The organism is Bacillus sp. 204(2023) (assembly GCF_037027505.1).
In the GTDB taxonomy this organism is placed as follows: Bacteria; Bacillota; Bacilli; order Bacillales; family Bacillaceae; genus Bacillus; species Bacillus subtilis.
In genome coordinates, this window is sequence record NZ_JAXCHE010000010.1 from 103,560 (window position 1) to 117,100 (window position 13,541).

General features: G+C 46.0%; 12 protein-coding genes. 9 read left to right on the plus strand and 3 right to left on the minus strand.

Going from position 1 to position 13,541, the window contains the following annotated elements; translation table 11 throughout:
• Window positions 1-31 precede the first annotated feature (31 nt).
• Entirely contained in the window at window positions 32-1,330 is a 1,299-nt protein-coding gene (gene pbuO, locus WA279_RS18250) for a hypoxanthine/guanine permease PbuO (RefSeq protein WP_014480583.1), read from the minus strand.
• A gap of 96 nt (window positions 1,331-1,426) precedes the next feature.
• Here pbuO and pepV point away from each other — a divergent pair, with 96 nt between their 5' ends.
• Window positions 1,427-2,818, plus strand: a complete 1,392-nt coding sequence (pepV, locus tag WA279_RS18255) for a dipeptidase PepV (RefSeq protein ID WP_336156225.1) — start codon at window positions 1,427-1,429, stop codon at window positions 2,816-2,818.
• A 33-nt stretch (window positions 2,819-2,851) separates the two neighbouring features.
• Here the strand turns inward: pepV and cysK are convergent, their stop codons facing one another.
• Window positions 2,852-3,787, minus strand: a complete 936-nt coding sequence (gene cysK / locus WA279_RS18260; RefSeq protein WP_003229237.1) for a cysteine synthase A — start codon at window positions 3,785-3,787, stop codon at window positions 2,852-2,854.
• Between the two features lie 148 nt (window positions 3,788-3,935).
• Here cysK and thpR point away from each other — a divergent pair, with 148 nt between their 5' ends.
• The 5 genes from thpR to WA279_RS18285 all read left to right on the plus strand — a co-directional run bounded on the left by thpR (window position 3,936) and on the right by WA279_RS18285 (window position 9,561).
• Complete coding sequence (gene thpR / locus WA279_RS18265) at window positions 3,936-4,487, plus strand: RNA 2',3'-cyclic phosphodiesterase (RefSeq protein ID WP_017695483.1); 552 nt, start codon at window positions 3,936-3,938, stop codon at window positions 4,485-4,487.
• Window positions 4,488-4,512: 25 nt separating this feature from the next.
• Window positions 4,513-5,427, plus strand: a complete 915-nt coding sequence (locus WA279_RS18270; protein WP_335451110.1) for a hypothetical protein — start codon at window positions 4,513-4,515, stop codon at window positions 5,425-5,427.
• Window positions 5,428-5,475: 48 nt separating this feature from the next.
• On the plus strand, window positions 5,476-6,405 hold the full coding sequence (locus tag WA279_RS18275) for a diacylglycerol kinase family lipid kinase (protein WP_003229243.1): 930 nt from the start codon (window positions 5,476-5,478) through the stop codon (window positions 6,403-6,405).
• A gap of 25 nt (window positions 6,406-6,430) precedes the next feature.
• Window positions 6,431-8,587: a type I pullulanase gene (pulA, locus tag WA279_RS18280; protein ID WP_336156226.1), complete on the plus strand. Its 2,157-nt coding sequence runs from the start codon at window positions 6,431-6,433 to the stop codon at window positions 8,585-8,587.
• A 176-nt stretch (window positions 8,588-8,763) separates the two neighbouring features.
• Complete coding sequence (locus tag WA279_RS18285; protein ID WP_009967993.1) at window positions 8,764-9,561, plus strand: phosphotransferase family protein; 798 nt, start codon at window positions 8,764-8,766, stop codon at window positions 9,559-9,561.
• On the opposite strand, the gene WA279_RS18290 is transcribed toward WA279_RS18285, so the two are convergent.
• Window positions 9,562-9,840 carry a YtzH-like family protein gene (locus tag WA279_RS18290; protein WP_003237926.1) on the minus strand — a complete coding sequence of 93 codons (279 nt, stop codon included), beginning with the start codon at window positions 9,838-9,840 and terminating at the stop codon, window positions 9,562-9,564.
• A gap of 206 nt (window positions 9,841-10,046) precedes the next feature.
• On the opposite strand from WA279_RS18290, the gene trmB reads away from it, so the two are divergent.
• The 3 genes from trmB to WA279_RS18305 all read left to right on the plus strand — a co-directional run bounded on the left by trmB (window position 10,047) and on the right by WA279_RS18305 (window position 13,386).
• Complete coding sequence (trmB, locus tag WA279_RS18295) at window positions 10,047-10,688, plus strand: tRNA (guanosine(46)-N7)-methyltransferase TrmB (protein WP_014477684.1); 642 nt, start codon at window positions 10,047-10,049, stop codon at window positions 10,686-10,688.
• A gap of 69 nt (window positions 10,689-10,757) precedes the next feature.
• On the plus strand, window positions 10,758-11,603 hold the full coding sequence (locus tag WA279_RS18300; RefSeq protein WP_336156227.1) for a YtnP family quorum-quenching lactonase: 846 nt from the start codon (window positions 10,758-10,760) through the stop codon (window positions 11,601-11,603).
• Window positions 11,604-11,685: 82 nt separating this feature from the next.
• Complete coding sequence (locus WA279_RS18305) at window positions 11,686-13,386, plus strand: NAD-dependent malic enzyme (protein ID WP_003229258.1); 1,701 nt, start codon at window positions 11,686-11,688, stop codon at window positions 13,384-13,386.
• The last annotated feature ends 155 nt before the right edge of the window (window positions 13,387-13,541 follow it).

Sequence of the window (13,541 nt, forward strand, 5' to 3'; positions counted from 1 at the left end):
AAACGACGACGTTTGGGTTTTTTGGTCTATGTTATAAAATAAACAGCTGGATGAAAAACAGAATGGCGAAAACGATGACGAGCGGATGAATCTCTCTCCATTTTCCCCGCGCCGCTTTTACGATCGGATATGAAATAAAGCCAAGCGCAATTCCTGTAGAAATGCTGGATGTCAAAGGCATGGCCAGAATGACGAGAAACGCTGGAAATGCCTCGTCCATCTCTTTCCAGTTCATATTGGAAACCGAGCCCATCATCAAGCTGCCGACGATAATCAAAGCAGGCGAGGTGATGGCGGCTATACCGGACAAGGCGCTGACAAGCGGACTGAAAAACATTGAAGCCGCAAACATCACCGCGACAGTCAAAGCCGTAAGCCCCGTTCTTCCCCCGGCTGCGACACCGGCGGAAGATTCGATAAATGCGGTCGTCGGACTTGTGCCGAAAACAGCTCCTACTGTCGTCGCGGTTGAATCAGCAAGCAGCGCTTTTCGCACGTTAGGCAGCTTGTTGTTTTTCATCAGCCCGGCTTGCTCGGCAACTCCGATCATCGTGCCTGTCGTATCAAAAATGGTGACTAATAGAAAAGAAAAGACGACAGCGTACAGGCCGTGATGAATGACATCGCCAAAAGCGGTAAATGGATTTGAGATCATCAATCCTTCCGGCAAATGAGGAAGCGACATAAATCCCTTTGGAAAATGGAGCTGGCCGGTGAAAAAGGCGATCAAAGCGGTAGCTGCCATTCCGATAAATAAAGCGCCGCTTACATTCAGCACCATCAGGACCACACTGATCAAAAGGCCAACCAGCGTTAAGATAACACCAGGTGAATGCAGATTGCCGAGAGTGACCAGGTTTGACTCATCAGCTGCCACAATTCCCGCTTGACGCAAACCGATAAAAGCAATAAACAGCCCGATCCCTGTTGTGATCCCGTATTTTAAATTGTTTGGAATCGCTTCTATAAGTTGTTTTCTTAAAGGCGTTAACGATAGAATAATGAAGAGAACCCCTGCTGTAAATACTGCGCTGAAAGCTGTTGCGTACGTGATGCCGCCATCGCTTGCGCTTACGACATGAAAGGCTAAATAAGCGTTCAAGCCCATGCCGGGCGCAATAGCAATCGGATAATTTGCTGCCAGGGCCATCCACAGCGTTCCGACAATGGAGGCAATAATCGTTGCGGTGAACACCTGGTCGAAAGGAACCCCGGCGTTAGCCAGAATGACCGGATTGACCACGACGATATAGACCATTGTGAAAAAGGTCGTCAGCCCTGCTATGATTTCTTGCTTTATGGATGTTTGCTGCTCTTTTAGATGAAACATAGTATCCTCCAATTACGAACGTTTTAACAAAACACCATTAATATTATTCGTTTTATTTGGTTTTTGCAAGTCATTTCTTGCGGAAAGGGGATCATTATGAACTGGGAAGTTGAAGTGATCAGAAAAAAAGAGGATTTAATTCGTGATACGCAGGAATTTTTGAGAATCAACAGTGTCATGGACGAAACAACCGCCGGACCCGGTAAACCGTTTGGAGAGGGGGTAAACGCCAGCCTGACTTCATTGCTGGAGCTTGGAGAAAAAGAAGGCTTTACAACAAAAAATCTTGACGGCTTCGCAGGTCATATTGAATGGGGGGAGGGCGATGACATTATCGGCGTACTTTGCCATGTTGACGTCGTGCCGCCGGGAGATGGGTGGACGAGTGATCCATTTTCAGCGGAAATCCGCAACGGACGGATTTATGCAAGGGGCGCCATTGATGACAAAGGCCCGACAATGGCGGCATTCTACGCGCTGAAAATCGTGAAAGACATGAATTTGCCCCTGTCCAAGCGAGTCAGAATGATTATCGGAACAGATGAAGAAAGCGATTGGAGATGCGTAGAGCATTATTTCAAGCATGAAGAAATGCCAACAATGGGCTTTGCGCCTGACGCCGATTTTCCGATCATTAATGCGGAAAAAGGGATCATCGATGCTTCTTTACTTATTCCGCACCGTCCAAATCAAGCAGAACCAAAGGCAGTGCTTGTCTCGTTTCAATCAGGCCTTCGCTTGAACATGGTGCCTGATGCTGCGGAAGCTGTCATTGAAGGGCCGAAAAATGAAGAGATTCTGTCTTCATTTAAAGACATGCTCCGCACGACGGACCAAAAAGGGGAAGCTGCAATAGAGAACGGACAGCTCATTTTGCGTATGTACGGTCTTTCCTGCCATGCGATGGAACCGAACAATGGGATCAATGCCGGCATTTTATTGTGCGAATTTCTCCAGCAGACTGAGCTTGACGATGCAGGAAAGCGGTTTGTGCAAGTTGTGACAGATAAGTTTTCAGGTGATACAAGAGGAAAGAAACTGGACATCGACTGTGAGGATGAAATCAGCGGTGAGCTGACATTAAATGTCGGAACACTGCGCTATAAAGAAGGGCAAGTAGGCGAGCTTGGGATCAATATCCGCTATCCTGTGACAGCAGAAAGCAAAGCGATCCGCGATGCATTCGAAAGCGCATCTGAATTTGATCTGGGAGAATTCAAAGACAGCAAGCCGCATCACGTGTCAGCAGATCATCCGCTAGTCAAAACCCTGCAAAAGGTTTATGAAGGCCAGCTGGGTAAAAAAGCTGACTTAATCTCAATCGGCGGTGGGACTTATGCCAGATCGCTAAAAGCCGGTGTCGCCTTCGGCCCGCTGTTTCCCGGACGCCCTGACAGCGCACATCAAAAGGATGAATATATCGAAATTGATGACCTGCTGAGATCGACAGCGTTATATGCTCAGGCCATTTACGAGCTTGCAAAATAAAAGGACCGGCTTCTACTGAAGCCAGTCCTTTTTTTAAATAAATGACCATAAATCAGTTGATAAGTACCGTTCTCCTGTATCAGCTGTCATGCAGACCACAACTTTGTCAGGAGAGAGGCGTTTCGCTGTTTCGATTGCCGCGAAGCAGGCAGCGCCTGATGAAGGGCCGACAAGAATTCCTTCTTCAGCAGCAAGCCGTCTTGTCGTTGTATATGCGTCTTCATCAGAGATTTTGATAATTTCATCATAAACGTCTTCATTTAAAATCGGCGGTATAAAGCCTGGGCTCGTTCCTACAAGTTTATGCGCGCCAGGTTTTCCGCCGGATAATACAGGCGAACCCGCTGGCTCAACAACATGAACCGTGATATCCGGAAAAAGCTCTTTGAGCGCCTCACCTGTTCCGGTAATGGTTCCGCCCGTTCCAGAGGAGGCGACAAAAGCGCCGAGCGGTTTTCCGATTTCCTCTATTGCCCGGGCGATTTCAGGCGCTGTTGTTTTCCGGTGCGCATCAGGATTAGCAGTGTTATCGAACTGCATTGGAATATAGCTGTTCGGAATTTGTTCGGCAAGCTCCTTCGCTTTTTTGATGCTGCCCGGCATTCTTTCCTCTCCGGGAGTTAACACAACCTCTGCACCGTAAGCTTTAAGTAGGTTGATCCGTTCCTTCGTCATCGTATCAGGCATGACTAAGATTGCTTTATATCCGCGTGCTGCCGCATTCATGGCAAGCCCGATTCCAGTATTTCCGCTTGTCGGCTCTATAATAACTGATCCCGGCTTGAGTAAACCGTTTTGTTCAGCTTCTATGATCATTTGATAAGCGGCTCTGTCTTTCACACTGCCGCTCGGATTGAAAAATTCAAGCTTTAAATAGACTTGTGCCGCATTTTCCGGCTGAAGCCTATTCAATCTCACTAGCGGTGTATCTCCTATCAGATCAGCTGTGTTTGCAACGATTTTCAACATTGTCATTCCTTTCTGAATAAAACAAGTGTCATATAATATCCTAACATAATAAACGTTTGTGCGAGAGTGTTTTCATACACTGTTCCTCTATCCGCACAGCCTCTTTATTGATAAAATAATAGCTGTCAAAGAAGGGAGTGTCAGACGGATGCCAGATATACGGCCTCATTATTTCATCGGCGTTCCCATACCTGAGGGAATTGCAAATCCGATCTACCAGGCTGCGAAAAACGAACCGGTATTGACGTTTCAAAAATGGGTGCACCCGCTTGACTATCATATCACGTTAATTTTTCTCGGAGCGGCGGATGAGACACAAATAAAGAAGCTTGAAGGTTCGCTAGCAGAGATTGCTTCAGAAATTGACCCATTTTCAATTGAGTTTGACAAGATAGATGTATTCGGCGACCGCAGAAGGCCGCGCGTTTTACATCTGGAGCCAAAGAAAAACAAAACGCTTGATAGACTGCGGGAACATACGAAGCAGGCTGTACTTCAGGCCGGCTTTCAAGTGGAAAAAAGACCGTATCATCCTCATATGACGCTGGCAAGAAAATGGACAGGCGAAGATGGATTTCCAGCTCATGTTCCGTTTGAAAGCGGCGAAGTTTCGATGATGGCTGAACGATTTTCGCTCTTTCAAATACACTTGAACCAATCACCAAAATACGAGGAAATATTCAAATTTCAATTATCTTAATTCATTGCGGAGTGGAGAAACAAACATGGCACAAATCATCAAAATTCATGATTATATATCAAGATATGAGCTTGATCCGTACCATTATATCAACCAGTTTGTACGTCTGAAAAAAGAGCGCTGGCTTTCACTAGTAGAAGCAGCGGAGCGACAGCATGAAGAAAGGCAAGCCAGAGCTGAAGAACCGGAACCGGTGCAGAAACGAAAAAAATTTTCATTGAAAAGAAGAAAAGAAGAGATAAAAGCCGATATACAAGAAGAGAGACACCGATGGTTTGAGGACGAAGAAGATATTCATGTAAGGCTCCCGAAGAGCAGGGTGGCGCTTGCTTCTTTTTATAAAAGACATTTATATGATTTTCAGCTCAAATGGGCAAGCTCTACTCTTTCAGAAATATCTCAACTCTCAAACCAGGTGAAGCAGGACCGCATTTTGCGTTATCTGACCCAGCAGCTGCCTGATTCTTATTTTATTATGTATAAGCCTGTGCTGAAAATTCAGCAGGCGGCGGTTGAATTAAGCATTGTGATTATTTCTCCTCTGGAAATTTATTGCGTTTCTTTTTTAGAGGCTGAGGAAGACAGTGTCTACATAGGGTCTAAAAATCGTTTTTGGGACAAGAAAACAGCCTCTCAGACTGCATCAGTGTTAAATCCAGGGCTTAGCCTGTTTCGTACGGACTCGGTTGTGTCAAAGATCGTAAAGGAAAAACAGGCTGAGATTCCGGTTCGAAAATTGCTTCTGAGCAGAACGTCGTACATCGATTACCCGGAGCCGCCATACGGCTTAGAAATAGCGGATAAGCGGAGCGCGGAAGAATGGATTGAGCGGCAGAAGAAAAACACTGCTCCGATCAAACATCATCAGGTAAAGGCTGCAAAGGCTCTATTGTCTTACTGCATGTCTGACTCCTATCGCAGACAGGAGTGGCTGGAGTAAAAGAGAACGATTTGAGCGGTTTTCTCATAACATAAGCAGGTGAGAAAGATGAGCCATTGGTTTTTTATTATTAATCCGACAGCAGGACATCGAAACGGCCTGCGTGTTTGGAAGTCCATTCAAAAAGAATTGATCAAACGAAAGGTTGAGCACCGTTCATTTTTAACTGAACATCCGGGACACGCCGAGGTGCTCGCCAGACAGATTTCAACGATACAAGAATATAAGCTGAAGCGCCTGATCGTCATTGGCGGAGACGGAACCATGCATGAAGTTGTCAACGGGCTGAAAGATGTTGACGATATTGAGCTGAGCTTTGTGCCGGCGGGCGCGTATAATGATTTTTCGCGAGGGTTCTCTATTAAAAAAATCGATCTGATACAGGAAATCAAGAAGGTAAAGCGCCCGTTAACAAGAACCTTTCATTTAGGGAGCGTCAATTTCCTTCAGGATAAATCACAGATTCTTTATTTTATGAATCACATCGGGATCGGGTTTGACGCATATGTCAATAAAAAGGCGATGGAATTTCCGTTGAGACGGGTTTTTCTTTTTCTCCGCCTTCGATTTCTTGTGTATCCGCTTTCTCATTTGCACGCTTCGGCAACCTTTAAGCCGTTTACGTTAGCTTGTACGACGGAAGACGAGACGCGCGAATTTCATGATGTCTGGTTTGCCGTTGTATCCAACCATCCGTTTTACGGGGGAGGCATGAAGGCGGCGCCCCTAGCAAATCCGCGCGAGAAGACATTTGATATCGTAATCGTTGAAAACCAGCCGTTTTTGAAAAAATATTGGCTTTTATGTCTCATGGCATTTGGAAAACATACAAAGATGGATGGCGTTACGATGTTTAAAGCGAAGGACATTACATTTTACACGAAGGACAAAATCCCGTTCCATGCTGACGGAGAAATCATGGGCACTACCCCGTTTCGTCTGGCATCTAGTCCTTCACCCCTAAGGATCAAAACATAAACGTGTTTGAAGGAGAGAGCTTCCGATGGTCAGCATCCGCCGCAGCTTCGAAGCGTATGTCGATGACATGAATATCATTACTGTTCTGATTCCTGCTGAACAAAAGGAAATCATGACACCGCCGTTTCGGCTTGAGACAGAAACAACAGTTTTTCCTCTGGCTGTCAGGGAGGAATACTCCCTTGAAGCAAAATACAAGTACGTCTGCGTATCCGACCATCCTGTGACATTTGGAAAAATCCATTGCGTCAGAGCATCCAGCGGCCACAAAACGGATCTCCAAATTGGCGCGGTCATCCGGACGTCTGCGTTTGATGACGAATTTTATTATGACGGAGAGCTGGGCGCCGTTTATACCGCGGATCATACCGTATTTAAAGTATGGGCGCCTGCTGCAACCTCAGCTGCTGTCAAGCTTTCACACCCCAATAAAAGCGGGCGCACATTCCAAATGACTCGGTTGGAAAAAGGCGTCTATGCCGTTACGGTCACAGGTGACCTTCACGGATATGAGTATTTGTTTTGCATCTGCAACAATTCAGAATGGATGGAAACCGTTGACCCGTATGCCAAGGCTGTGACTGTAAATGGAGAGAAGGGCGTCGTCTTGCGCCCGAATCAAATGAGATGGACTGCTCCTCTTAAACCATTCTCACACCCAGTGGATGCCGTCATCTATGAGACGCATCTTCGCGACTTCTCCATCCATGAAAACAGCGGCATGATAAACAAGGGAAAATACTTAGCATTAACGGAAACTGATACACAAACCGCAAATGGCAGTTCTTCTGGACTGGCGTATATAAAAGAGCTCGGTGTTACACATGTGGAGCTTCTGCCGGTGAATGATTTTGCCGGAGTTGATGAAGAGAAGCCGCTTGATGCATACAATTGGGGATATAACCCGCTTCATTTCTTTGCCCCGGAGGGAAGCTATGCCTCAAATCCTCATGATCCTCAAACGAGAAAAACAGAGCTGCAACAAATGATCAATACCCTGCATCAGCACGGTCTGCGAGTCATTCTGGATGTTGTTTTTAACCATGTGTATAAGAGGGAGAATTCCCCCTTTGAAAAGACAGTGCCCGGTTATTTTTTCCGGCACGACGAATGTGGGATGCCATCAAACGGCACCGGCGTTGGCAATGATATTGCATCAGAAAGAAGGATGGCAAGAAAATTCATTGCGGATTGCGTGGTCTATTGGCTTGAAGAATACAATGTTGACGGCTTCCGCTTTGATCTCCTCGGGATTTTAGATATTGACACCGTGCTTTATATGAAAGAGAAAGCAACTAAGGCAAAGCCCGGAATCCTGCTTTTTGGAGAAGGGTGGGATCTGGCTACACCGCTGCCGCATGAACAGAAAGCTGCTTTGGCGAACGCGCCAAGAATGCCGGGCATCGGTTTTTTTAATGATATGTTTCGTGACGCTGTAAAAGGGAACACCTTTCACCTTATGGCAGCAGGGTTTGCGCTCGGCGGCAGTGAATCAGCACAAGCTGTGATGCATGGAATTGCCGGGTCTTCCGGATGGAAGGCATTAGCACCGATTGCTCCGGAACCAAGCCAGACCATCAATTATGTCGAATCACACGACAATCACACCTTTTGGGATAAAATGAGCTTCGCGCTTCCTCAAGAAAATGACAGCCGAAAGCGAAGCAGGCAAAGGCTTGCAGCCGCGGTTATTTTGCTTGCCCAAGGGGTGCCGTTTATTCACAGCGGCCAGGAATTTTTCCGGACGAAGCAGGGAGTGGAAAACAGCTATCAATCCAGTGACAGCATCAACCAGCTCGACTGGGATCGCCGTGAAACATTCAAAGAAGATGTTCATTATATCCGCAGGCTGATCTCGCTGAGAAAAGTGCATCCTGCATTCCGCCTCAGGTCCGCTGCAGACATCCGGCGCCATCTTGAATGCTTGACGCTAAAAGAACACCTTATCGCATACAGGCTTTATGATCTTGACGAGGTTGACGAATGGAAAGATATCATTGTTATCCATCACTCGAGTCCAGACTCCGTCGAGTGGAGGCTGCCAAACGACATACCTTATCGGCTTTTATGTGATCCATCAGGATTTCGGGAAGACCCGGCAGAAATCAAGAAAACGGTTGCAGTAAACGGCATCGGAACGGTTATCTTATATTTAGCATCAGATCTTAAGAGTTTTGCTTGACGAAGTTTGTGCTATAGCGCTAAAATTTAAAGGACGGCTATTGATTAGCATATGAGACTCTCAATAGCTGTCTTTTTTATTTTTATACGATTCGTAAAAAGGCATTCGCTGGATAGACTAGAAACGATTAGCCTTAATTCTAAAATATTTTAAGAAATGATGGGTTGAACATTGATATGAACTGGTTGGGACAATTACTAGGTAGCGATTGGGAGATCTTCCCCGCCGGAGGAGCTACAGGAGATGCATATTATGCGAAACATAACGGGCAGCAGCTTTTTTTAAAACGTAATAGCTCACCTTTTTTAGCTGTTTTATCCGCCGAAGGCATTGTTCCGAAGCTGGTTTGGACAAAACGGATGGAAAATGGGGACGTCATTACGGCCCAGCACTGGATGACCGGCAGAGAGCTGAAGCCTAAAGACATGAGCGGACGGCCCGTTGCTGAATTGCTTCGTAAAATACACACATCAAAAGCCTTGCTGGACATGCTGAAGAGACTTGGAAAAGAACCGCTGAACCCGGGGGCTCTTTTGTCTCAGCTGAAGCAGGCTGTATTTGCTGTGCAGCAATCTTCGCCGCTGATTCAAGAAGGGATCAAGTATTTGGAAGAACACCTGCATGAAGTGCATTTCGGTGAGAAAGTCGTTTGCCATTGTGATGTCAATCATAATAACTGGCTATTGTCTGAAGACAACCAGCTGTATTTAATTGACTGGGACGGCGCCATGATCGCTGATCCGGCGATGGACCTCGGGCCTTTGCTGTACCACTACGTCGAAAAGCCAGCTTGGGAGAGCTGGCTGAGCATGTACGGCATAGAGCTGACAGAAAGCCTTCGGTTGCGAATGGCTTGGTATGTGTTATCTGAAACAATTACTTTCATTGCCTGGCATAAAGCAAAAGGCAATGATAAGGAATTTCATGATGCAATGGAAGAGCTGCATATCCTCATGAAACGAATTGTTGATTAATCAGGAATACGAATCCATTTGCTCTACCCATTGAGACAGGCTGTTCTGATGCTCTTGTATGTGTGAGTCGATGGATTTGGACGATATTCCTGATTGGCTGTAGCGGTAAACATCTTCAAGCACGTTTTTGAAATTTGAATCAAGCTCGGTGTTTGCCATCAGTGATTTAATCACACGCTCAAGCTGCTCGTACTCTGCGACTGTTCCGCAGCAGTCCAATTGATGGTCAGTCAATATATCCTTCAATAAATGAACTTGATGCTCATAATGTAAACCCATAACGGTACACATCCCTTCAGTATCATACGGGTTAAATTGTTCAAAACAGAGCGTTTTTATACATGTGAAAGGAGTGTTCCAGCAGACGGGACCCTCTTTTTTTATGCGCTCGGCCTTAAGAGAGATACACTGGAAAAACGAGCTTGCGGGTCTTTTTAATTCATGGTATGTTGTTAGTCGAAATAATAGATAGAGGTGTCAATCATATGAGAATGCGCCACAAGCCTTGGGCTGATGACTTTTTGGCTGAAAACGCAGATATTGCCATCAGCAATCCTGCTGATTATAAAGGGAAATGGAACACAGTGTTTGGCAACGACAATCCGATCCATATCGAGGTTGGTACAGGAAAAGGCCAATTTATTTCTGGTATGGCCAAACAAAATCCCGACATCAATTATATTGGTATTGAGTTATTTAAAAGCGTCATCGTGACAGCCGTCCAAAAAGTAAAAGACAGCGAAGCGCAGAATGTAAAGCTTCTGAATATAGATGCGGACACGCTGACGGATGTGTTTGAGCCGGGGGAAGTGAAACGTGTCTACTTGAACTTTTCTGATCCTTGGCCGAAGAAACGGCATGAAAAACGCCGCCTGACATATTCCCACTTCCTCAAAAAATATGAAGATGTAATGGGCAAAGGCGGAGCGATTCATTTTAAAACGGACAACCGAGGTTTGTTTGAGTACTCTTTGAAGAGCTTCTCTGAGTACGGCCTCCTGCTGACATACGTCAGTCTCGATTTGCATAACAGCAATCTGGAAGGCAATATTATGACAGAATATGAAGAAAAATTCTCTGCACTCGGCCAGCCGATCTATCGGGCTGAGGTTGAATGGAGAACGTAAAGACAGACTCTGACAGGAGTCTGTTTTTTTTATGGACCGTTTGCTACCATGATGACAGGGGGGATGAAAATGGAAACAATGAAAATTGGTAATATCACGTTGACCTGGCTTGACGGAGGCGTGACGCATATGGACGGAGGCGCCATGTTCGGCGTTGTGCCAAAGCCGCTTTGGTCTAAAAAATATCCAGTCAATGAAAAAAACCAGATTGAATTAAGGACAGACCCTATTTTGATTCAAAAGGATGGGCTCAATATCATCGTTGACGCCGGAATTGGGTCCGGCAAGCTGACTGATAAACAAAAACGAAACTATGGCGTGACACAAGAGTCGAATGTGAAACCCTCATTAGCTGCACTCGGATTAACGGTTGCCAATATAGATGTGATCGCAATGACACACCTTCATTTTGATCATGCATGCGGTTTAACGGAATATGAAGGTAAACGGCTCGTCTCTGTCTTTCCGAATGCAGTGATTTATACATCAGCTGTTGAATGGGACGAAATGCGCCATCCGAATATCAGGTCGAAAAATACGTATTGGAAAGAAAATTGGGAGGCTGTAGCTGGCCAAGTCAAAACCTTTGAAGACACCTTAACGATCACAGAGGGTATTACAATGCATCACACCGGAGGCCATAGCGACGGACACAGTGTCCTGATATGCGAGGATGCGGGTGAAACTGCCGTACATATGGCAGATCTGATGCCGACACATGCCCACCGCAATCCGCTATGGGTGCTGGCTTACGATGATTATCCGATGACCTCTATCCCGCAAAAGCAGAAATGGCAGGCGTTCGCAGCAGAAAAAGACGCTTGGTTTATTTTTTATCATGATGCCGAATATCGCGCGCTTCAATGGGAGGAGGACGGAAGCATCAAAAAGTCAGTTAAGCGAATGAAGCAATAGCATATTTTTATGTTTACCCTGCATGTTTTCCGGCTAATAATGCAAACCTAGTACTAATTATGCTCAGAAAGGAAGAGGCAGGGTGAAACAATTCAGAGTAACAAACGAAGGAGACATTCAAACAACATTAAGAGGCCTTGAAGTGCTCTCTGTTCCTTTTTTGAACAAAGGTGTTGCTTTTACTGAGGAAGAAAGAAAAGAACTTGGTTTAAAAGGCTTTCTGCCGCCCAAGGTATTAACAATTGATGATCAGGCGAAAAGAGCGTATGAACAATATTCCGCACAGCCTGACGATTTAAGCAAAAATGTCTATTTAACGGCGTTGCACGATCGGAATGAAACGCTGTTTTACCGCCTGTTAAATGACCATTTAGGGGAAATGCTCCCGATTGTCTATACACCGACAGTCGGAACGGCAATCCAGAGATACAGCCATGAATACAGAAAACCACGAGGGCTCTATCTGTCAATCGATGACCCGGACGGTATGAAAGAAGCATTTAAACAGTATAAAGATCAAAGCGATACGATCGATTTAATTGTTGCAACTGATGCGGAAGGAATTTTAGGAATCGGTGACTGGGGCGTCGGAGGAATCGCGATTTCTATTGGCAAGCTGGCGGTTTATACAGCGGCTGCGGGCATTGATCCGAGCAGAGTGCTGGCTGTTGTTTTAGATGCGGGGACAAATCAGGAGAGCCTCTTGAACGACCCGCTTTATGTCGGCAACCAGCATTCCAGAGTGCGCGGAGAACGCTATGACCAATTTATTGACGACTACGTTGCGCTGGCGAGAGAAACATTTCCGAATGCATTGCTGCATTGGGAGGATTTCGGGGCGAAAAACGCACGAAGCATTTTGAAACGCTATAAAGATAAAGTGTGTACCTTCAATGATGATATCCAAGGAACTGGCGCTGTTTCTTTGGCCGCAGTCTTATCCTGTGCAAAAGCGTCTAAAGTTCCGCTGAGGGATCACAGAGTTGTTATATTCGGAGCGGGAACGGCAGGAATCGGAATTGCCGAACAGCTGCGGGAAGCATTGGTGCGCGAGGGACTGAGTGAAGAAGAATCATACAAGCGCTTCTGGTGCATAGACAGAAACGGGCTGTTAACAGATGATATGGATCAGCTTCTTGATTTCCAAAAGCCGTATGCTCGTTCGGCTGATGAAGTGAAGGATTATCAGCGGAACGGAGACGGTGGAGGCATTGATCTTCTTGAAGTGGTCCGGCAGGCGAAACCGACGATCCTGATCGGCACATCTACAGTTTCCGGCGCTTTCACTGAAGAAATTGTAAAAGAAATGGCGTCACATGTGAAACGGCCGGCGATTTTGCCAATGTCAAATCCGACAACCCTTTCTGAAGCAAAACCGGAGGATTTAATCGAATGGACAGAAGGCCGTGCGCTGATCACGACAGGGAGCCCGTTCCCGCCAGTTGAATATAACGGAGTTACGTATCATATCGGGCAGGCAAACAACGCGCTTGTCTTCCCTGGTCTCGGTCTTGGAACGATTGTTACCAAATCAAAATTAATTACCGACGGCATGTTTGAAGCATGTGCCCGGGCAATCGCAGGTATGGTCAATGTCGGGGTGCCTGGCGCGCCGATGCTTCCAAAAGTTGAAGATTTGCGCACTGTTTCGGCAACCGTTGCTGTTGAAGTTGCAAAAACCGCGATGAAGGAAGGCGTCGCTACGGAAGAGCCTGAAGACATTATACAGGCAGTGCAGGATGCGATGTGGTATCCGGTATACAAACCGATCCGCGCGATATAATAAAAAAGAGCCGCTGCATAGGCAGCGGCTCAGGCTGTCGAGAAAATCTCGACAGCCTTTATTTTTCCCTTAAAATATCAATTCCCCTGTAATAAAATAAAAGAAAGACTGAAAAGGACGGTGTCTTTCTCATGTTCCACACAAGAAACTCTTCT

Excerpts from the sequence above, each read along its gene's own strand:
- pbuO (WP_014480583.1), bottom strand. The coding sequence starts at position 1,330 with ATGTTTCATCTAAAAGAGCAGCAAACATCCATAAAGCAAGAAATCATA.
- pepV (WP_336156225.1), top strand. The coding sequence starts at position 1,427 with ATGAACTGGGAAGTTGAAGTGATCAGAAAAAAAGAGGATTTAATTCGT.
- cysK (WP_003229237.1), bottom strand. The coding sequence starts at position 3,787 with ATGTTGAAAATCGTTGCAAACACAGCTGATCTGATAGGAGATACACCG.
- thpR (WP_017695483.1), top strand. The coding sequence starts at position 3,936 with ATGCCAGATATACGGCCTCATTATTTCATCGGCGTTCCCATACCTGAG.
- WA279_RS18270 (WP_335451110.1), top strand. The coding sequence starts at position 4,513 with ATGGCACAAATCATCAAAATTCATGATTATATATCAAGATATGAGCTT.
- WA279_RS18275 (WP_003229243.1), top strand. The coding sequence starts at position 5,476 with ATGAGCCATTGGTTTTTTATTATTAATCCGACAGCAGGACATCGAAAC.
- pulA (WP_336156226.1), top strand. The coding sequence starts at position 6,431 with ATGGTCAGCATCCGCCGCAGCTTCGAAGCGTATGTCGATGACATGAAT.
- WA279_RS18285 (WP_009967993.1), top strand. The coding sequence starts at position 8,764 with ATGAACTGGTTGGGACAATTACTAGGTAGCGATTGGGAGATCTTCCCC.
- WA279_RS18290 (WP_003237926.1), bottom strand. The coding sequence starts at position 9,840 with ATGGGTTTACATTATGAGCATCAAGTTCATTTATTGAAGGATATATTG.
- trmB (WP_014477684.1), top strand. The coding sequence starts at position 10,047 with ATGAGAATGCGCCACAAGCCTTGGGCTGATGACTTTTTGGCTGAAAAC.
- WA279_RS18300 (WP_336156227.1), top strand. The coding sequence starts at position 10,758 with ATGGAAACAATGAAAATTGGTAATATCACGTTGACCTGGCTTGACGGA.